This is a genomic window from Arthrobacter nitrophenolicus, assembly GCF_000332815.1.
Taxonomy (GTDB): Bacteria; Actinomycetota; Actinomycetes; order Actinomycetales; family Micrococcaceae; genus Arthrobacter; species Arthrobacter nitrophenolicus.
The window spans coordinates 54,823-73,640 of sequence record NZ_AOFD01000007.1 but is presented as its reverse complement, the minus strand read 5'-3'; the positions used below and the strand labels follow the sequence as shown (position 1 = coordinate 73,640).

16 protein-coding genes and 3 pseudogenes are annotated in these 18,818 nt (G+C 62.7%); 14 read left to right on the top strand and 5 right to left on the bottom strand.

Going from position 1 to position 18,818, the window contains the following annotated elements:
• Positions 1–5: 5 nt before the first annotated feature.
• A pseudogene (gene rfbA, locus G205_RS04030) lies at positions 6–874 on the bottom strand (glucose-1-phosphate thymidylyltransferase RfbA).
• Between the two features lie 56 nt (positions 875–930).
• On the opposite strand from rfbA, the gene rfbB reads away from it, so the two are divergent.
• From rfbB to G205_RS04010, 4 genes and pseudogenes are all read left to right on the top strand, one after another.
• Entirely contained in the window at positions 931–1,929 is a 999-nt protein-coding gene (gene rfbB / locus G205_RS04025; RefSeq protein WP_009356853.1) for a dTDP-glucose 4,6-dehydratase, read from the top strand.
• Between the two features lie 3 nt (positions 1,930–1,932).
• A complete protein-coding gene (locus G205_RS04020; protein ID WP_009356852.1) occupies positions 1,933–3,357 on the top strand; it encodes a sugar nucleotide-binding protein in 1,425 nt (474 codons plus the stop codon).
• Between the two features lie 35 nt (positions 3,358–3,392).
• A pseudogene (locus G205_RS04015) lies at positions 3,393–4,084 on the top strand (glycosyltransferase family 2 protein).
• Positions 4,085–4,093: 9 nt separating this feature from the next.
• Positions 4,094–4,483 carry a DUF2304 domain-containing protein gene (locus G205_RS04010; RefSeq protein WP_009356850.1) on the top strand — a complete coding sequence of 130 codons (390 nt, stop codon included), beginning with the start codon at positions 4,094–4,096 and terminating at the stop codon, positions 4,481–4,483.
• A 94-nt stretch (positions 4,484–4,577) separates the two neighbouring features.
• On the opposite strand, the gene G205_RS04005 is transcribed toward G205_RS04010, so the two are convergent.
• Positions 4,578–5,459, bottom strand: coding sequence for a glycosyltransferase family 2 protein (locus G205_RS04005; protein WP_009356849.1), 882 nt, complete (start codon positions 5,457–5,459; stop codon positions 4,578–4,580).
• Positions 5,460–5,623: 164 nt separating this feature from the next.
• On the opposite strand from G205_RS04005, the gene G205_RS04000 reads away from it, so the two are divergent.
• The 8 genes from G205_RS04000 (at position 5,624) to G205_RS03965 (ending at position 14,462) form a co-directional block, all read left to right on the top strand.
• Positions 5,624–6,379 (top strand): glycosyltransferase, encoded by a 756-nt coding sequence (locus G205_RS04000; protein WP_009356848.1) that lies wholly within the window; start codon positions 5,624–5,626, stop codon positions 6,377–6,379.
• Positions 6,379–7,314, top strand: a complete 936-nt coding sequence (locus G205_RS03995) for a glycosyltransferase (protein ID WP_009356847.1) — start codon at positions 6,379–6,381, stop codon at positions 7,312–7,314. The genes G205_RS04000 and G205_RS03995 overlap by 1 nt, the downstream gene beginning before the upstream one ends.
• 53 nt (positions 7,315–7,367) lie before the next feature.
• Entirely contained in the window at positions 7,368–7,778 is a 411-nt protein-coding gene (locus G205_RS03990) for a hypothetical protein (RefSeq protein ID WP_035751991.1), read from the top strand.
• Positions 7,697–8,410 (top strand): hypothetical protein, encoded by a 714-nt coding sequence (locus G205_RS03985; RefSeq protein WP_160166594.1) that lies wholly within the window; start codon positions 7,697–7,699, stop codon positions 8,408–8,410. Before G205_RS03990 ends, G205_RS03985 begins: the two co-directional genes overlap by 82 nt.
• Positions 8,411–8,437: 27 nt before the next feature.
• Positions 8,438–9,670 carry a lipopolysaccharide biosynthesis protein gene (locus tag G205_RS03980; protein WP_009356846.1) on the top strand — a complete coding sequence of 411 codons (1,233 nt, stop codon included), beginning with the start codon at positions 8,438–8,440 and terminating at the stop codon, positions 9,668–9,670.
• Positions 9,667–11,640, top strand: a complete 1,974-nt coding sequence (locus tag G205_RS03975; protein WP_009356845.1) for a DUF6541 family protein — start codon at positions 9,667–9,669, stop codon at positions 11,638–11,640. Before G205_RS03980 ends, G205_RS03975 begins: the two co-directional genes overlap by 4 nt.
• 123 nt (positions 11,641–11,763) lie before the next feature.
• Entirely contained in the window at positions 11,764–12,771 is a 1,008-nt protein-coding gene (locus G205_RS20555) for a substrate-binding domain-containing protein (RefSeq protein WP_009356844.1), read from the top strand.
• Entirely contained in the window at positions 12,768–14,462 is a 1,695-nt protein-coding gene (locus G205_RS03965) for a DUF2142 domain-containing protein (protein WP_009356843.1), read from the top strand. The genes G205_RS20555 and G205_RS03965 overlap by 4 nt, the downstream gene beginning before the upstream one ends.
• A gap of 253 nt (positions 14,463–14,715) precedes the next feature.
• On the opposite strand, the gene G205_RS03960 is transcribed toward G205_RS03965, so the two are convergent.
• The gene (locus G205_RS03960) at positions 14,716–15,021 is read right to left on the bottom strand and encodes a GtrA family protein (RefSeq protein WP_235046778.1); all 306 of its coding nucleotides are present in this window, start codon (positions 15,019–15,021) and stop codon (positions 14,716–14,718) included.
• 499 nt (positions 15,022–15,520) lie between these two features.
• Here G205_RS03960 and G205_RS23955 point away from each other — a divergent pair.
• Together G205_RS23955 and G205_RS22470 are read left to right on the top strand one after the other, a co-directional pair.
• Positions 15,521–16,006, top strand: a pseudogene (locus G205_RS23955) (DUF2142 domain-containing protein); the annotation flags it as partial.
• Between the two features lie 11 nt (positions 16,007–16,017).
• On the top strand, positions 16,018–16,848 hold the full coding sequence (locus tag G205_RS22470; protein ID WP_009356841.1) for a DUF2142 domain-containing protein: 831 nt from the start codon (positions 16,018–16,020) through the stop codon (positions 16,846–16,848).
• Here the strand turns inward: G205_RS22470 and G205_RS03950 are convergent, their stop codons facing one another.
• Positions 16,849–18,228 (bottom strand): glycosyltransferase, encoded by a 1,380-nt coding sequence (locus G205_RS03950; RefSeq protein WP_338058374.1) that lies wholly within the window; start codon positions 18,226–18,228, stop codon positions 16,849–16,851. It abuts the gene before it with no gap.
• Entirely contained in the window at positions 18,150–18,803 is a 654-nt protein-coding gene (locus G205_RS23680; protein WP_338058373.1) for a hypothetical protein, read from the bottom strand. Before G205_RS23680 ends, G205_RS03950 begins: the two co-directional genes overlap by 79 nt.
• Between the last annotated feature and the right edge of the window lie 15 nt (positions 18,804–18,818).

The following is an 18,818-nucleotide window of genomic DNA, read 5'->3' as shown; positions in this document are numbered from 1 at the left end:
ACTGGCTAGTGGCCGTACTCCAGCAAGTCGATCAGGTAGGAGCCATATCCGCTCTTGACCAACGGCTCCGCCCGCTCCCGCAGTTCGTCGTCCGTGAGGAAGCCAAGCCGCCAGGCAATTTCTTCGGGTGCCCCGATCTTCAGGCCCTGCCGGTTCTCAGTGGTGCGGACAAAGTTGGACGCGTCATTGAGGTCATTGAAGGTTCCGGTGTCCAGCCACGCAGTTCCGCGGGGAAGGATCTCCACCTGCAGCTTTCCCCTGTCCAGGTACGTCCGGTTGACGTCCGTGATCTCAAGTTCCCCCCGCGCAGAGGGCTTGAGGTTCCGGGCAATTTCCACGACGTCGTTGTCGTAGAAGTAGAGACCGGGAACCGCATAGTGGCTTTTCGGCTTGTCGGGCTTCTCTTCAAGCGAAATGGCCCGGCCTTCGGAATCGAATTCAACACTCCGTATGCCTTGGGATCGGCTACCCAATAACCGAAGACCGCGCCGCCGTCGATGTTCTCGAAGCGGCGCAGCTGCGTGCCCATGCCCTGGCCGTAGAAAATGTTGTCACCCAGGACAAGGGCAACATTGTCATCGCCAATGTGCTCTGCGCCCAGGATGAAGGCCTGTGCCAGGCCGTCCGGGGAGGGCTGCTGCTTGTAGGTGATGGAAACGCCGAAACGCGAGCCGTCCCCCAGCAGCCGTTCGAACTGGTCCGCGTCATGCGGGGTAGTGATGATCAGGATGTCCCGGATGCCCGCAAGGATCAGTGTGGACAGCGGGTAGTAGATCATTGGCTTGTCGTAGACCGGGACCAACTGCTTGCTGACGCCCAGCGTGATGGGGTGAAGCCTGGAGCCGGTACCGCCGGCAAGTATTATTCCGCGCATGTCCCCCATCTTTCCTTTCGCTAACTGCCGCGGCAAATCCGGTACCCTTGGGAATTATGCAGCGACTTCTTGTTACCGGCGGTGCCGGGTTCATCGGTTCCAACTTCGTCCATTACGTACTTGATAACACCGATGACCACGTGACCGTGCTGGACAAGCTGACCTACGCAGGCAACCTGGAATCACTCCGCGGCCTTCCCGAGGACCGTTTCACCTTTGTCCAGGGTGATATCGCCGACGCCGGGCTGGTGGACGGGCTGGTCGCCGCGACAGACGTGGTGGTCCACTACGCGGCCGAATCGCACAACGACAACTCGCTGCATGACCCGCGCCCGTTCCTGGACACCAACATCATCGGCACCTACACGCTGATCGAGGCGGCCCGGAAGCACAACAAGCGCTTCCACCACATCTCCACCGACGAGGTGTACGGCGACCTGGAGCTGGATGACCCGGAGCGGTTCACCGAGCAGACCCCGTACAACCCCTCCAGCCCGTACTCCTCCACCAAGGCGGGCTCTGATCTGCTGGTCCGGGCCTGGGTGCGGTCCTTCGGGCTGCAGGCGACCATCAGCAACTGCTCCAACAACTACGGCCCGTACCAGCACGTGGAAAAGTTCATCCCCCGGCAGATCACCAATGTCATCGACGGCGTCCGGCCCAAGCTCTACGGCAAGGGCGAAAACGTCCGCGACTGGATCCACGCCAACGACCACTCCTCGGCCGTGCTTGCCATCATCGCCAAGGGCAGGATCGGCGAAACCTACCTGATCGGCGCCGACGGCGAGAAGAACAACAAGGACGTCGTCGAGCTGATCCTCAAGCACATGGGCCAGTCCCCGGACGCCTACGACCACGTGGTGGACCGGCCCGGACACGACCTGCGCTACGCCATCGACTCCACCAAACTCCGCGATGAACTCGGCTGGGAACCCCGGTTCTCCAACTTCGACGCCGGCATCGAGGACACCATCGCCTGGTACCGCGACAACGAGGACTGGTGGCGGCCGCAGAAAGCAGCCACCGAAGCCAAGTACAAGGAACAGGGCCAGTAGTCCATGCCTTTGGAATTCTCGAAAAAGCTTGCTGCCCGCGAGACCCCTATCCCCGGAGTCGTCCTGTACGACCTCCCGGTGCACGGAGACAACCGGGGCTGGTTCAAGGAAAACTGGCAGCGGGAGAAAATGGTCGCCCTTGGACTTCCGGATTTCCGCCCGGTCCAAAACAACATCTCGTTCAACGAGAAGGCTGGAACCACCCGCGGCATCCACGCGGAGCCGTGGGACAAGTTCATTTCGGTAGCCACCGGCAAGATCTTCGGTGCCTGGGTCGACCTTCGCCAAGGGCCGTCGTTTGGCACTGTTTTCACTGCTGAACTGGACCCGAGCCAGGCTATTTTCATTCCCCGCGGCGTGGGCAACGCGTTCCAGACGCTCGAGGACAACACGGCTTACACCTATCTTGTGAACGACCACTGGTCAGCTGATGCGCAAAGCCAGTACACGTTCCTGAACCTTGCAGACGAGACGGTCTCGGTCCCCTGGCCCATCCCGTTGAGCCAGGCCGAGCTGTCCGACAAGGACAAGGCGCATCCCCGCCTGGCCGACGTCGTGCCGATGCCGCCGAAGAAGACCCTGGTTGTGGGTGCGAACGGACAACTGGGCAAAGCCCTCCGTAATCTCTACGAACGAGATTCGTCGGTCGAGTTCGCCGGCCGCTCCGAATTCGATCTGGGCAACCGGGAATCCTTCGCCGGCCGGAACTGGAAGAACTACTCCACCATCATCAACGCGGCCGCCTACACGGCAGTTGACGCTGCAGAATCCCCGGAGGGACGCGGCGAAGCCTGGTCCGTCAACGTCGCGGCCGTGTCCGCGCTGGCCAGGACCGCCGTCGAGCATGACCTCACGCTGGTCCATGTTTCCTCCGACTACGTTTTCGATGGCACCCAGGTCCGCCATGGCGAAGACGAGCCCTTTACCCCGCTTGGCGTCTACGGCCAGACGAAAGCCGCCGGCGATGCGATTGTCCAGGTGGTGCCCCGCCACTACATCGTCCGCACCAGCTGGGTCATCGGCGACGGAAACAATTTCGTCCGCACCATGGCATCCCTGGCTGACCGGGGCATTGAGCCCTCCGTGGTCAATGACCAAATCGGCCGCCTCAGCTTCACGGAGGACATTGCCGCCGGCATCCGCCACCTGCTTGATTCGGGTGCGGAGTATGGGACCTACAATCTCACCAGTGACGGCGAGCCGCAATCCTGGGCAGACCTCGCGGCCGACGTGTACGAATTGTCCGGCAAGGACCGTGCCGCTGTGACCGGCGTCAGCACTGCCGAGTACTTCAAGGGGAAGGAAGCGGCGCCCCGTCCCCTCAACAGCGTGCTGGACCTGACCAAGATCAAGGCAGCCGGGTACGAGCCGGCCCTGTCGAGCACCCGCCTGGAGTCCTACGTCAAGAACGGACTGATTAAACAGTGACCGTGCCCGCCCGCACCCCCGACACACTCGTCATCATGCCCGCGTGGAACGAGTCCGAGTCCATCGGAAACACCATCCGGGAAGTCTTCGAATTCGGCCCTCCCTGCGATGTCCTGGTCGTCGATGACGGCTCCCGCGACAATACAGCCCAGGTTGCCCGGGCGCAGGAGCCACTGTCCTGCAACTGCCGTTCAACATGGGCGTGGGCGGCGCGATGCGGACCGGCTTCAAGTACGCGAAAAGCCACGGCTACAGCCAGGTCATCCAGGTCGACGCGGACGGCCAGCATGATCCCCGCGACATCAAGGCTGTGCTCGACGGCCTCCAGCACGCCGACATCGCCATTGGTGCCCGGTTCGCCGACAAAGGCAACTACACGGTGCGCGGCCCGCGGAAATGGGCCATGAAGGTACTGGCGTGGACGATCTCCAGGGTCGCCGGAACAACGCTGACCGACGTTACCTCCGGATTCCGGGCAGCAAACATGAAAGCGATCCGCCAGTATGTTGACCACTATCCGGCGGAGTATCTTGGCGACACCATCGATTCGCTGGTTGTTGCGATCCGCTCCGGATGTACCGTCAGGCAAGTCGCGGTCTCGATGCGTGCCCGCCAGGGCGGCACGCCCAGCCACGACCCAATAAAGGCCGCCATATACCTCGGACGCTCAGGAATGGCCTTGCTGTTTGCCCTGACGCGGAAGAAAACCGAGCCATCCACTAACTAGGATTCCAATATGTCGCTCCTTATGGGCTCCATCGTCGTCGTGGCGATCCTCTTCTTTGTCTTCGAGATGCTCCGCCGGCAGAAACTTCGGGAGAAGTATGCCGTTCTGTGGATTGTCATCGGCATAGGCACCCTCCTCCTTTCCGCTTTTCCGTCACTCCTCGAAAAAGCCAGCGGACTCATCGGCATCCAGGTGCCGGCGAACCTTCTGTTCATCATGACGCTCATTCTGCTGGTAGGCGTCTGCCTCCATCTCTCCCGGGAGCAGTCGCAGGCTGAAGACGAGGTAAGGATCCTCTGCGAGGAAGTGGCTTTGCTCCGCGCAGAACTGGCTGATGTCCGGAACCAGATTGAAGTGGGGCGCGGGCCCGTCAACGGTTCGGAGCCGCACGGGCACTAGCTCCCTCCTGGGCGGCACGGCAAAAGGCCGCACAACTAAAGAAGCGAAAACAAGAAAAGGGACGCCCGGCCGGGCGTCCCTTTCTTTGCAGCCTTTAGCTCACAATGTGTTTGGCGAGGCGGGGCAGCGAATCGAACTTGCCCTTCTGGACCGACTTCAGGATCAGGGAAGCGGCGTTCAGCCGGGATGTCGTGTGGAAGCTTGCGGCCCGCGCTGCCCCTTTCCAGCCCAGCTTGCCGAAACGCTCGGCCTGCTGCTGGAAGAACCGCCGCTCCTCGTCAAAACGCCTGCCGTCCAATGCACGCACGGATGAATCAGATGCAGAATGCCGGCGGTACAGGAATGCCAGGACGGGATCCACAATCATGGAGCCGTGCTCTGCTGCGATATCCAGCAGGAGTGCGAGGTCCTGGACCACGTCCAGGCCCTCCGTGAAGCCGATACGCTTCACCGTCTCGGAACGCCACGCCAGCGAGGGGAAATAGGCCCAGTCGGCGCGGACGAGGCTGGTTGCCATTGCCTCGCCCTTCAGTTCGATGCGCTCACTGGTCTTCGGGGCGTAGACCTTCTTCACGGCATCCACCAGGGGGGTGCACGCAATGCCCTGTTCGTCAATCACCTGGACACCCGGCTGGACGACGTCGGCCTTGGGGTATTCCTCAAAGGCGCTGACAACAACGTCCAGGTAGTTGGGGAGCATGATGTCGTCGGCACCCATGATGACCACATAGGGCGCTTCGACCAGCGTCAGTGCCTTGCGGTAGTTACCGTTGGCACCGAGATTCTGCTCGTTCTTCATGTAGGTGACGCGGGGATCCGTGATGGTTGAAAACCAGCGCTCGGGTTCTGGATCGGGGTACCCGTCGTCGATGACAACAAGCCGCCAGTCCTGGTTCTCCTGATTCATCACGCTGCGGGCGGCGAGCTTCATTTGATGGACATCGCCGTAGTACGGCAACATTACGTCAACGGTCATGGACCTGAGGTTCCTTCCGTGGTTTCCGCTCGAAGAGCTCGGCGGCTGCGTCCCCTCGAGTATAGTTGACCGGCACCCGCGTCCTTCCCGGCAGGCGCAGCTTGCTAGACTGCTTGGGACCTGCCCGCCCCGCTGGCACCGCCCGGAGGCACGAGGAGAAACTTATGGAGCCCGCATCCGCCCCGAAGCCGCGCGTCAGCGTATGCATGGCGGCATATAATGGCGCCCGCCACATCAAGGAACAAATTGACTCGATCCTGGCGGAAATCGGCCCAGGGGACGAGTTGATTGTTGTCAACGACTGTTCCACCGACGAAACGCCGGCGGTTGTCGCCGGAATGAACGACCCGCGGATCCGGCTGATCCAGGCCGAGCGCAATAACGGCTACGTCCGTACGTTCGAGTGGGCCCTCAGTGAGGCCCGCGGCGAGTTCGTGTTCCTTTCGGACCAGGACGACGTGTGGCTGCCTGGCCGGGTGGAACGCATGATCTCGGCCATGGACGGCAAGGACATGGTGGTCAGCAACTGCAAACACTTCGATGGGCCCCTTGGACCATTCCATGAGATCCGCCTCCGGCCCGAAGATTCCTCGCACGCCGTCCGCAACATCCTCGGCATCGTGGTCGGGTACCGGCTGCATTGGGGATGCGCCATGGCTGTGCGGCACAGGCTCCTCGAGCAGGTACTGCCTTTCCCGACCTACATGAAAGAGTCCCACGACCAGTGGCTGGCCACAGTGGGCAACGTTAACCGTTCCATCGTTTACCTGGAAGAAGACACCATCCTGCATCGTTTACACGGTGAAAACCTGACCCCACACGGCATCCGTTCCGCATCCAAGATCCTGAAGGCACGGATCGTCTTCCTCCGCAACGTCTATGAGGCCGTCCGGCGCGCGCGGCGGGCCAGGGCAGCGTGATGGTTCCCGAAGAGTTGGCAGGAGCCCAGCCGGCCCGGGACGTGTGCGGAGTCGTTTCGGCTTTCAACCCCGGCCCGGAGAACGTGGCCAACGTCACCTGGCTCCTGCGCTTTGTTGAGCACGTTGTGGTGGTTGACGACGGGTCACCCAACGACGTCTCCCCGGCACTGGAAGAGATGGAGCGGGCGGGCGCCGTCGTTATAAGGCTGGCCACGAATTCCGGGATTGCCCGCGCGCTGAACGTCGGCATCAAGGAAGCCATTTCCCGCTGGAATCCCGAGTGGGTGGTGACCATGGACCAGGATTCGCGGTTTACCGGCGACTATGTGGTTTCGGCGTTGGCAACGGCGCGCAACTCCCATGAACCGGAAACGGTAGGCATGGTCTGCGCTGAATCACACAACAACATTCCCCTGCCGACCTGGGGCAACCCGGACGAACCCCAGATCTTCGATCCGATGACCAGCGGCACCCTGGTACGCACAAGCTCATTCAAGGCCGTTGGTTTCTTCGACGAGGGCTTCTTCATTGACTGCGTGGACTCCGAATTCAACGCCCGGCTGCGTGAACGTGGACTGCGCGCCCTGGCCGGGAGGGGCTGCAACCTGGAGCACAGCCTGGGCAATGCACGTCCCATGAAGATCCTTGGCTGGCATGCACGGGTGGGCTCCAAGAAACTGTATGTCTACTACCACGCACCGTTCCGTGTGTACTACATCACGCGCAACTCATTGATTCTCGCCCGGCGTTACGCCCTGAAACAGCCGACGTGGGTCCTTCGCCGGATCTACATGGAGATCCAGAGCCACGTTGTCAGGTTCGGATTTGGCCCCAACCGGAAAAAGCACCTCGTCGCCGCGCTGGCGGGCGTTCGTGATGCCCTACGCCAGAAGATGGGCAAGATCGACGACTCCCTCGCCGCCCGGCTGCGGTAGCAAAACCCATCATCCAGCAGTGCCCTGGCCCGGCCGAGACCGAAAGACCAGTCATGACCACCACTTCAGGAACAATCTTTGTCCTCTACCACAAGGGATTAAGGACCGGCGGCCCCGAAGCCCTGCACCAGCTCGTGGATATGCTCCGGGAGCTTGGGCAGGATGCCTACCTGGTTCCGCACCCCCACACAGCCCACAATTCGCGGGTGGAGCAGTACAACGTCTACAACGCGCCCGAAGCTCCTGAGATTGTGGATTCGCCCGAGAACGTGGTTGTCTTCCCGGAAACCTACATTTACGAAATGCCGAAGGTGAAGCTCGCCCGGCGCATGTGCTGGTGGTTGAGCATCGACAACTCGCTTACGTTCATGGCGGAGAGGATGTGGCAGCGCAACACCGCAGGCTGGTGGACAAGGCGAAAGAAGGCGCTGTTCCGTTCGCGCGGATGTGGAAGAACCGGGTGAATCCCGGCATGCTCCGGAAAGACCGGGACGTAGTCCACCTGGTCCAGTCGTCCTACGCCTGGGCCTTCATTGCCACCCGCCTGGACGTGGTGCCCTCGCTCCTTTCCGACTACACGCCAAACGCTGAGTTCCAGGGCACGCCCGAGTCACCGCGCAACCGGCAACTGGTCACCTACAACCCTGCCAAGGGTGGGCACCTGATTGACGCGGTCAGGGCCCAGTGCCCGCCGTCTATCGAGTGGCGCCCTATCGCGGGGATGACTCGGTCCGAGGTTGTAGCGACACTGCAGGGATGCGGCATCTACCTGGACCTGGGGCACCACCCGGGCAAGGACCGGATGCCCCGCGAGGCGGCCCTGTCCGGTGCACTCACCGTGGTCGCCCGGAGGGGTTCGGGGGCCTTCTACGCCGACGTTCCCGTTCCCTGGGAACACAAGGTCACGCCGGGCCGCGATGAAGTGCCGACGGCTGCAGCCATGCTTCCCCGACTCATCGAAAACTTTGACGCCGAGGTGGCAAAGCAGGACACCTACCGGTCCGCCATCCTCAACGAGCGCTCCAGGTTCAAGAGCGAAGTCGAAGACGTATTTGTGCGGGGCCGGCTTGGCAAGGACGCCTATGACTACCTGTAGTGCGCGCCCCAGGCCAGGGGGACAGGCATGATCAAAAGGATTGCAGCGTTCGCCGGGCTGCCGCTGCTGGCCTCGCTGGCGTCGTTCATCCTTCTGCCGATCATCGCGCGGGTAGGCGGAGCCCCGGCTTGGAACTCCCTTGCCGTCGGCCAGGCGGTGGGCGCCATCGCCGCCATTGTCATAGCACTGGGATGGCCGCTCACGGGACCGGCTGCCGTGGCGTCCGCGCCGGAAGAGGCAGTACGACGGCGTCACTACGCCGTCAGCTTCGTCACCCGCTCGTTCATGTTCCTTTGCACTGTGCCCCTCATGGCGGTTGCGCTGGTGTTCACCAGTGGCACCAACCAGTTTTGGGTCGCTTTCCTGATGGCGTGCGCCCAGGCTGCGGCCGGCCTGACCCCGGCCTGGTACTGCATCGCGACAGGACATGCGGGGCGGATCGCGAAGTACGACGTCGTCCCGCGGATGATTGCCACCCTTGGTGTCATTCCGTTGCTGTTCGCAACGGGTGAGATCTACCTCTACCCCCTGATCCTGCTGGTACTGGGCCTGGCAGGAACATTGTGGTTCAACAAGGACCATTCGGAGCGCGAGGATTTCAAAGGACTCACCCTGCCCGTCGTCCTGAGAGAAATCTGGGGACTTCGGGCCGGCGCAGGCATCACTGTAGCCGCCGGGGCCTACGCCTCCACGCCTGTTCTGGTGGTGCAATTTGCCGCTTCAGCTGCCGGTTTGGCCGCCTTCGTCTCTGCCGAGAAGCTCTACCGCATCGGGCAGCTTGCCACGGCAGCGCTGGGCAACAGCCTCCAGGGCTGGGTCAGCGAATTCGGTGCTGACCATAAGCACCGCCGGAAGTTCTCGCTCATGGCGCTCACCGGCCTGGGCCTTGCCGGCTGGTTGATCATGACCCTGGTGGGACCTTGGGCCAGTGCGGTGCTCTTCGGTGCAGCATTGGCCGCCGACTTCTGGACGTGCTTCTGGTTTGGCCTGTCGTTCCTGCTTGTCTGCGTAACAACATCCACCGGCGCCCATTGGCTTGTGCCGGCGAAGCGGATGCGTGTTGTGTTCTCCAGCACCATTACCGGCGCCGTGGTGGGCCTGCCCGCCATGATCATCCTTTCCGGCCTGATGGGTGGCGCAGGAGGCGCGCTTGGCCTGGCGATCGGTGAAATCGCAGTCACAGCCATCCAGTTGCGCGCTGTCCTGCAGCTTCTCCAGGACAAGGCGCCGGAGGACAGGACCGAGGAAGTACCTTCGTGAGCTGGATTGGTATTCTTCCCGCGGTGGTGACCGCCATCCTCCTGCTCTACGTTCCCGGTGCTGTGGTGGCGGCATGCCTGAAATTCCGTCTGGGCGGCATCCTCGGCCTTGCCCCCCTTCTGTCGACGGCAGCGGCAGGACTGGCCGGAGTGCTCGCCGGTATCCTTGGCGTCCCTTGGAGCGTCCTGCCGTTTGCCGCAGTGACGGCTCTGCTTGCCGGGGCCGCCCTGCTGGTCACGCGCGGCCTCCGCCATCGGATTGCGGGCGCGCCGCCCTGGCGGCAGTGGCTGCCTTTCGCTGCCATGGCCCTTGCCACTGTCCCTATCTCCGTACGCTTCATCCAGCTGGTCGGCTCCCCCGAGCACCCCTCCCAGGTTTTCGACAACGTCTTCCACCTGAACGCCATCCGGTACATCCTGGACACCGGCAACGCCTCGTCGCTGAATCTCGCGTCGCTCCAGGGGGTCTCCGGTTTCGATGCTGTGTATCCTGCCGCGTGGCATTCGTTCGCGGCGCTCCTGGTCCAGGTGGCCGCCGTCGACATCCCTACGTCGCAAAACGTGCTCAACCTGGTCCTCGCGGCTGTCCTCTGGCCGGCGTCGTGCCTGTTCCTGGTGGCCAAGACCATCTCGCGCCGGCCGGCCGCCCTCGTGGTCGCTTCAGTGATCGCTGCCGCCCAGGTCGCCTTCCCGTTCCTCATGATCGTCTGGGGTCCGCTGTTTCCGTATGCGCTGGCGCTCAGCATGATGCCGGCGGTCATAGCCTGCCTCGCGGCTGTCGCCCGGCTGGGCCGTACACGGACAGACCCGCTGCGCAGCTGGGTCCCGGCACTGCTGCTCGCACTTGCGGGACTTGCCTTTGCACATACCAGTTCGATCAACACCACCATCGCCGTAAGTTTTCCCATTCTCGGACTGCTCTGGTGGCACCTCGCGAGGAACACCAAGTTCCAAGCCAGCGTGCTGCGGGCATGGCTCTTCATCGGCGGGACCCTGCTCTCCCTTGTGCTGGCTGCCGCACTTTGGTTGAAATTGCGCCCTGCACCCTACGACAACTGGGGGCCGACGGTGAAACCTGGCGCCGCCGTCGGGGAAATCCTGACTGTAAGCCCCATGCAATCAGCCATACCGGCGCTGGTTGTCGCCATCCTTTCGGTTGCCGGTCTGCTCACGGTCTTCCAAACCCGAAGGTTGCGCTGGCTGGCAGCCTGTTATGGCGTCGTCGGTGCACTGTACGTGGTGGCTGCGTCGTTTCCCAAGGGTGCCCTGCGCGATGCCCTCATAGGCACGTGGTACCAGGACACGTACCGGCTTGCTGCCCTGCTGCCGCTGTTCGCAACCCCGCTTGCGGTCGTGGGCGGCCTGCGGCTCTGGGATTCATGGCGGAACTCCGCTGCTGCCCGCCGCCTGCACGGCACCCTGGAGCGGCGGTTCCGCTGGCTGGCAGACCGGGGACCGGTTGCCGGGGCGGCTCTTGCTACTGCTGTGTTCGCACTGCTGGCGACATTCGCCGGCCCTGTCACGCACTATATCGGTGGTGCGTCCACTGTTTACCGGTTCGATGCAGCCTCAGAGCTGCTGACCCCGGATGAGCTCGCGCTGTTGAAGCGTCTCCCACATCATGTTCCCGCCGATGCGGTCATTGCAGACAACCCCTGGAACGGCAGTTCCCTCGCCTACGCCTACAGCGACCGGCCTGTTCTGACCGCCCACCTGTTCGCGGAAAAGGACCAGGACGCAGTCCTGATTGACGAACACCTGAAGGACACACCGGATGATGCCCGGATGTGCGAAGCACTGAAAAGCAAAAACGTACGGTACGTGCTGGACTTCGGCAGCCGGTACCTGATAGATCTCCCCGGATCCGGAGAGTATCCAGGCGTCACCGACATCGGGGATGCCCCCGGCTTTAAGCTGGTCGATTCCCAGGGCCCATCTGCCCGGCTGTACGAAATTTCGGCGTGCGCATGACAAACCCCCTGCACCATCGAACGTTGCCCTGCCTCAACATCCGTGGCACGGGCACTAGGCTGGAAGGGTGATTCCCGTTTCTCTCCGAGCAAAAATAAGGCTGCCGCCTTGTTGACGGGGCTCTTGTCCCTGTCTGCATGTGCCACCACTCCCCCGGGCACTGTTCAGGGTGCCCTCACAGGAATCGGCAGCAACGCTGCCCAGGGCGCGGTCAGCGCGTGGGGGCTGGCATGGGGCGGTGCCGTCAAAGGCACCTCGGTGAGCTACTCCCCCGACGGCTCCGCAGCCGGGCTCAAGGCCTTCCAGGACGGGCAGGCACATTTCGCGGTAAGTTCCGCCCCCCTTACCCAGCAGGAAGCCATATCCGTTCGCGGCATGTGCACATCTGACGGCGCCGTATCGGTGGCGGCCGGGGTTTTGCCTGTGGGCGTTGCCATCAAAATCAAGGGTGTCAACGATGTGGTGCTGGACGCCCCCACCCTCGCCGCGATCCTGCAGGGTGAGATCACGCGCTGGAATGATCCCCGCATCACCGGCCTGAATACCGGAACCGAGCTCCCCGACCTTGAAATCACCGTCATCGCGCCGGAAGGCCCCTCGGATACGGTACGTCCGGTAAACGATTACCTCAACGGGGAGGCCGGTGTTGCCTGGGACCCCGATTCCCCGGACAGCTGGCCGTCCACGGTCATAGGACAGGTATCTTCGCCGCCGCTGGACCTCGCAGACAAGCTGGATGACACCAACGGCGGGCTTTCCATTCTCGACGGAAGCATCATCGGCAACCGTTTCACTGCAGCGCAGCTCGTCTTTGACGGCAAGCCGAGGCGGCTGCAGGCCTCCTCTGTCGTCGACGCCGTCACCACAGGGGAAGTGGATTCGTCCCCGCGCGGCGTGGTTCAGAAACTGGACGGGGCCTCCGGCTATGCGTTGGGCACCGTGCTTTACGTTCATATGTGCCGGGAATACTCCGAGCCCGCCTTGACCCGGCTGAGCCGGTCCCTGGGCCAGAGCCTCCTCAGCGAAGACGCGCAGAAGAACGCCAACGCATTCGCCTTTGTCATGTCACCCAGCAAGACGGCAGTAAGCGAAGCCCGTGCATTGATTGGCACCAACGGAGACGGACAATGACCCTTTTCCTCAGCAACGTCCGACGCGGACTTCCACGTCCCCTGCCGACATTCGGGCTCCTGGCCACAATTTTCGCCCTCTTGTTCGGGCTGTGGGCGGTTGCCACCCCGCTCATGGGTGCACCCGACGAGCCCGCACACACGATCAAGGCCGCAGCCGTGGTCCGCGGCCAGGTCCTCGTGGAGGAGGGCACTTCCTTCGGTCACGGTGTTCATGTCCGGGTCCCCAACTACATCGCAAGCCTTCACGCCCAAAGCTGCTATAAATTCAACCGCGCACAAGCAGCCGATTGCGCAGCGCCGGTCTATGCGGACGACACTTTCACGAATATCGGTGTGACCTCCGCCGGCTCCTACAACCCGATGTACTACTGGGTGGTCGGGCTCCCCACCCTGTTCATGTCCGGCGCTCCGGCCATCTATGCGATGAGGCTTGTCAGTGCAGCTCTCTGCGCATTGTTCTTTGCCGCCGGGTTCACCGCCCTGACCGAACTGCGGCGCCCCAAATACCCCGTCCTCGTCGCGGCCCTCACCATGACTCCGATGATCCTGTTCCTCGGCGGAGGCATCAACCCGAACTCCCTCGAAATCGCAGCCACCATGGCAGCCTTTGCCGGTTTCGTCGTGGTGCTGGACAACTGGCGCAACACACGACGGGTCCTGCCAGCGCTCGCAACGGTCGTGGCAGCGACAGTGGTCCTGGCAAATGCACGCCAGATTTCCTTGGTGTGGCTGCTGTGTGCCCTGATCGTCGGCGTATGTTCGTTCCGGCTGCGCCGCACGCTCGCCGTCTTCACCGACAAGCGTGTATTGACCGCCGTCGCGGTGGCTGTCCCGGGCGCGCTGCTGGGATTCCTGTGGATGTACGTTGCCGCCAACGGGCCTGCGAATGTCGGCGTGGCACCGGAGGGGATAGCGAATCCGCACCCGGACGCCCCTCTCTACCGCGGCTTCATGATCATGCTCGACCGGACCTACGATTTCTTCCCGCAGTACATCGGCACCATGGGATGGCTGGACACACCGGCGCCTGAGCTGGTGACACTTGTGTGGGGCGGCCTGATGATCGCCGCACTGGTTGTTCCCTTCTGCGTCCGCCCCCTGCGCAACTGGACGGGCTACTGGGTGGCCCTCGCCATGCTCTACCTTGTCCCTGCACTCCTGCAGACGGCGCTCTGGCGCGGCATGGGATTCATCTGGCAGGGACGGTATACGCTGCCTCTCGTCGTCGTGCTGTTCGTCAGTGTTGGCCTGGGGCTCCGGAAGCTCCGGTTCCCGACCTCCCCGGTTGCAGTGCACATTTCGCGGGTGATGTTCTGGCTGATTGTGTTTTGCCACACCCTGACGTTCGTTTACGTCCTCCGCCGTTATGTGGTGGGAATCAGTGAGATTGCCAACTGGCAAACACTTTTCTCTTCACCCGACTGGCAGCCGCCGCTCGGCTGGTTCACTCTAACGGCGGCCTATCTGCTGGTGACCGCAGCCGGGGTCCTGCTCCTGTTCCGCTACCTGCACCCGGGCCAGCCGCTGATTGTCCGGGCTGCCGCTTCTGGCGGCAAGGGTAAGGGTCCGGCCAGGGCGGGCAGGCAGCATGAGCAGCCGCACGTGGGGGAAACGGCCTCTACAATGCCGAATACCGGAGACCCTGTTACCTCCGGGTCCGAGGTAAAGACAGGTCCCGGCCAGTCCTAGGTTCCGTTCCAAGGGGCGGGAGGGGACAAAGGCGTCATCTCCCGCCGCCCGGGGAGACGGTTTCAGCCCGTCAAAGGCCGTGGGGCTTACGTTGTGTCGCCCGGACGGCGCTGCCGTCGGATTCACCGGCGCGTGACCTGCCGGCTATGGGTGAAGCTGTATCCGCCTGACCACTTAGGATGCGGTACCCGGCGGCTGGAGCGGGAGGCGGAGTCCTGGCGTGTTCAGGAGAACCCGACAGTGAGCGCCAGCGCTATTCTCCCGCGTCCCGCTTGAAGATCCAGTGGCGGTACAGGAAGTAATTCCAGACCGTGGTCATGACCGTGGCACATGCCTTACCGATCAGGTAGGACCAGCCGAGGGCGTCAAACCCTGTCACCACGAGGTCGCTGACCGCGATGTTCACAATCACCAGCAGGATGTACTTAACGGCGGAAACGCTGCCCTTGTTGGTGGCGCGGAAGGTGAACATTCTCTGCAACAGGAAGTTGAACACCAGGCTGACGACGAATGCAATAGGTGTCGCAAGCCACAGTTCCACTCCGAAGACTTCATGCAGCAGTGCAAGGAGCCCCAGGTCAAGGGCGAAGGAAAGACCGCCGACAAACAGGAACCGGACAACAGCGTTCTGGTAAAGGCCAAGGGCAAGCCCCGGGACTGACGGGGGCGCTTGCAGGTGATTGTGGAGACGACGATGCACCAGAAATAGAACTGCGCATCGTTGTTATCCTCCCCGGAAGCTGGAGCGCACAGATATAAACCCCGTACGTCCAAAGTATGGTTAAACCTATCATGCAAAATTCCCTCAGGCCGACGCTGCCGCGTCCGCTCAACTCACCCCTGCCCGACAAAAAACGCCCTTCGCCGCTGCGCGTTTTGTTGGTTTCCTGGCTTCTGTTCGGCTGCATTGGCACCCTCTGGAGCTTCGCCTCTCCCCTGATGTCCATACCCGATGAGCCGGCGCACGCCATCAAGCCGCGGCCGTTGCCCGGGGACAGTTCAGCGGCGCCAGTACCGGTGTCCAGGGGGAACGGCTGACTGTAAACGTTCCAGGCTATGTGGCCAGCCTCGACGCCTACAAGTGCTTCGCCCACCACCCCTACCTGACTCCGGCGTGCGCGCCACCCATCGATTCGACAGACCGCGGCTGGGTACCCGCACAGACTTCCGCCGGAAATTACAATCCGGTGTACTACGGCATCGTGGGAATCGGAAGCCGTGGTCTCAGTGGTGAGCCGGCGCTGTATGCGATGCGGCTTATCAGCGCATGGCTGGTTGCGTTTTTCCTCGCGGCCATAATGTGCGCTGCATCGTCGTTGCGTCACTACCATCGACCGGTCATAGCCTGCGCCATCGCGCTGACGCCTGCCGTCTTCTTCCTGTCCGGCTCCGTTAATCCCAACGGCCTTGAGATCGCTGCGGCAGGTGCTGTCTTCATGAGCCTGTGTGCGATCTTCGAGCGGACCGCGGCCGGAATGCCCGGCAGCAGGTTGCTCTTTGTCATTGCAGCGCTGTCCGGCAGCCTGCTGGCCCATACCCGGCCGCTTTCCCTGCTATGCTTGCGATCGCCGCCGTGTCCGCTATTCTCTGCTTCGGATTCAAGACGTTTATTCGCACTTTTGCGGTCCGTGGCTTCCAACTGGCCGTCCTCGCTGTCGGCCTGTCCAGCCTGTTTGCCCTGTGGTGGGTGCTGTCCGCCAAGAGCTTTGACAGCCTGCTCGCTGGTGCTCCGCTACCGGCCGAGGAAGCCGCCGTTGCGATGCTGGACAAGACCGTGTTCTTCATGGTCGAGTACGTTGGGGTTCTTGGGTGGATCGACACCCTGCCTCCTCCTGCTGCAGTTTACGCGTGGGTCCTTGGATTCGGTGCCATGCTCTTCCTGGCTTTTACGGCACGCCCGGTCCGGGGACGGTGGGTCATGGCCCTCCTGGCCCTGACCGTCATCGTTGTACCGGCCGCCCTGCAGGCAAGTTCAAGCGAGACCCTGGGTTGGATCTGGCAGGGACGGTATACGTTGGCCATGGTGGTGACGCTGATCCTGGCTGCCGGTGTGACCACCCGTTTCCGCCGCTTCAGGATCACGCCGTGGACAAAGTCCATGGTGCGGTGGGGTTTGGTGCTGGGAGCCCTGGCCCACTTTTACGTGTTCATGGAAGGACTCCGGCGCTACACGATCGGCGTCATGGACCACGTCAACTGGACGGAGATGTTCCAGCCGGAGTGGCAGCCGCCGGGCACCTGGCAGGTGCTCGCCGTCGCCTACCTCGTGCTGCTGGCGGTCAGCGGAACCCTGCTGTACCGCCTGTTGACCGCGCCTGCATGGCAGTCCAGGCTGGCAGCCCCGGCACCTGCTGCCCGGCCGGCCGAGCACTCGCACAGCGGCTAGTCAGCTGGAAGCCGCAGCGCTCCTGGCGGCAGGGCCACCGGCGTGGTCCTGCCCGGGGGCAGCTGCCTGGAAGGTCCTGCGCCAGGAGTCCGTTGACACCAGTTCCGGCAAGGCGGATTTGTAGGCCTCGGCGAGGTCGTCCCATTCTTTGTACAGCCGGGCATGCTGGCTGGCCGACTGCTTGAGCATTTCCCTGAGTTTCCGGGGGTCACGCTTGTACCAGGACGCCGCGGTTCCCTCGGCATTGGACACGACCACAGAGTCGTAGTGCGCGATCCGGAACCAGCGGTTATCGATATGGGCAAGGTAGGCCTGCGGGCGTTCCAGCGCTTCCCGAGAGGGCCGCTTCAGCAATTGCCGCGCCACTGTGGCGACTCCCCACTGCACCATATCCTTCTTCGCCGGCATTTGGATGTCCGCAGAGGTGGACAGCCCGGCGCCCAACGCGGGAGGAGGGAATTCGTCCACGTCCTCGAGCATCTGCGCATCCGAGTAGGCGCCGCGGCGGGCCAGGATCTCGGCCAGCTTGCCGTGCAGTGCGGGATGGAGATGCGCGGGGCCTGCCAGCAGGTCCTCCCGGGCGCTCAGCCGGTTGTGGACCGTGAAGTACTGGAGGGATACGAGGTGCTTGACGTCTTCCTGGAAGGACTCGCGAAGAACGTTGCCACCCTTTGGGTGGGGGCTGTGCAGCAGCGCGGTGATGAGCCTGTTGCGGTTGTGGAAATACGCCTGCCATCCGACAAGATCATCTTTGTCGATCCAGGAGATATGCCAGAGCGCCGCTCCAGGCAGGGAAACAGTACGGAATCCTGCTGCCCGTGCACGCAGTCCGTACTCTGAGTCATCCCACTTGATGAACAGCGGCAGGGGAAGCCCCACCTGCCGGATGACGGAGGTGGGGATCATGCACATCCACCACCCGTTGTAGTCGACGTCGAATCGCCTGTGCAGCCAGGGAGTCTGCCGAAGGTTGGACACGCTGAAATCGTGCCGCATCTGCATATCACGATGCGGCTGGCCCGGGGAGAACCGTCGGGAGTCAATGGTTTCACCCATCGAGTACAGGGTGCTGCGGCTGTAAAGGTCGAACATGTGTCCGCCAACGATCGTTGGGCTCTTGCAGCTTCCCGAAAATGCCATCATCCGCATGATGCTTTCCGGTTCCATGACCACATCATCATCCAGCAGGAGAACGTAGTCGCTGCCGTTTTCCACGCTTTCGTACATGCCGCGGGCGAACCCTCCGGAGCCGCCGAGGTTAGCCTGGTCAATGACGCGGAGTTTTGGACCGAGCAGGGCCGCTACTTCCGCGAACCCCGGCTGGTCTGCCACCTTCCGGGACCCCTGGTCGACAATGAGCACTTCCCTGGCGAGTTCCAAGGCTTCCGGATGGCCGGCGAGGTCCGGACATTCGCCAGGCAGAAGTCCGGCTTGTCCATGGTGGTGATCTGGATCGTTACCGTCTCCCCGGTCCTCACCGGCGGCGGGCCCTCCCACCGTGCCTCCTTGAGGACGAGGTCTCCCCCGCTGGAGGCCAGATCGAACCAATACCACCCGCCGTCGCCGAACGGCTTGATGGACAACTCAAATTCGGTGCGCGCGTCATCCTCAACCCTGGCGCCATCCACACGCTGGATGGTGCCGCGGGCATTTGACTTGTAGACGGTAACGGATCCCCGCCCGGAAGTCTCCACGACCAGGCGGATGTCCCGAAGGTGGGTCCAGCGGCGCCAGTAACTGGCGGGAAAGGCGTTGAAGTACGTCCCCAGGGAAAGTTGCTCCCCGGACCGTACCCGGACGGATTGCCGCGACAGCAAATCGTCCACGTGCACTTCGCGGGTATTGGAGCCGACGAGGTGCAGTTTTTGTTCAACAGGTTTGGGGTTCCTGGCGAATTCATCGCTTTCCTTGAAGCGAACCCCGGTTGCCGGGCCGGCATCTGCATAGAGGGACATAGTGTCCACCCCGGA

Coding starts and splice junctions, on each gene's coding strand:
- G205_RS04000 (WP_009356848.1), top strand. CDS start 5,624: ATGGAGCCCGCATCCGCCCCGAAGCCGCGCGTCAGCGTATGCATGGCG.
- G205_RS04005 (WP_009356849.1), bottom strand. CDS start 5,459: ATGACCGTTGACGTAATGTTGCCGTACTACGGCGATGTCCATCAAATG.
- G205_RS22470 (WP_009356841.1), top strand. CDS start 16,018: ATGCTTGCGATCGCCGCCGTGTCCGCTATTCTCTGCTTCGGATTCAAG.
- G205_RS03980 (WP_009356846.1), top strand. CDS start 8,438: ATGATCAAAAGGATTGCAGCGTTCGCCGGGCTGCCGCTGCTGGCCTCG.
- rfbB (WP_009356853.1), top strand. CDS start 931: ATGCAGCGACTTCTTGTTACCGGCGGTGCCGGGTTCATCGGTTCCAAC.
- G205_RS03995 (WP_009356847.1), top strand. CDS start 6,379: ATGGTTCCCGAAGAGTTGGCAGGAGCCCAGCCGGCCCGGGACGTGTGC.
- G205_RS04010 (WP_009356850.1), top strand. CDS start 4,094: ATGTCGCTCCTTATGGGCTCCATCGTCGTCGTGGCGATCCTCTTCTTT.
- G205_RS03990 (WP_035751991.1), top strand. CDS start 7,368: ATGACCACCACTTCAGGAACAATCTTTGTCCTCTACCACAAGGGATTA.
- G205_RS04020 (WP_009356852.1), top strand. CDS start 1,933: ATGCCTTTGGAATTCTCGAAAAAGCTTGCTGCCCGCGAGACCCCTATC.
- G205_RS03965 (WP_009356843.1), top strand. CDS start 12,768: ATGACCCTTTTCCTCAGCAACGTCCGACGCGGACTTCCACGTCCCCTG.
- G205_RS23680 (WP_338058373.1), bottom strand. CDS start 18,803: ATGTCCCTCTATGCAGATGCCGGCCCGGCAACCGGGGTTCGCTTCAAG.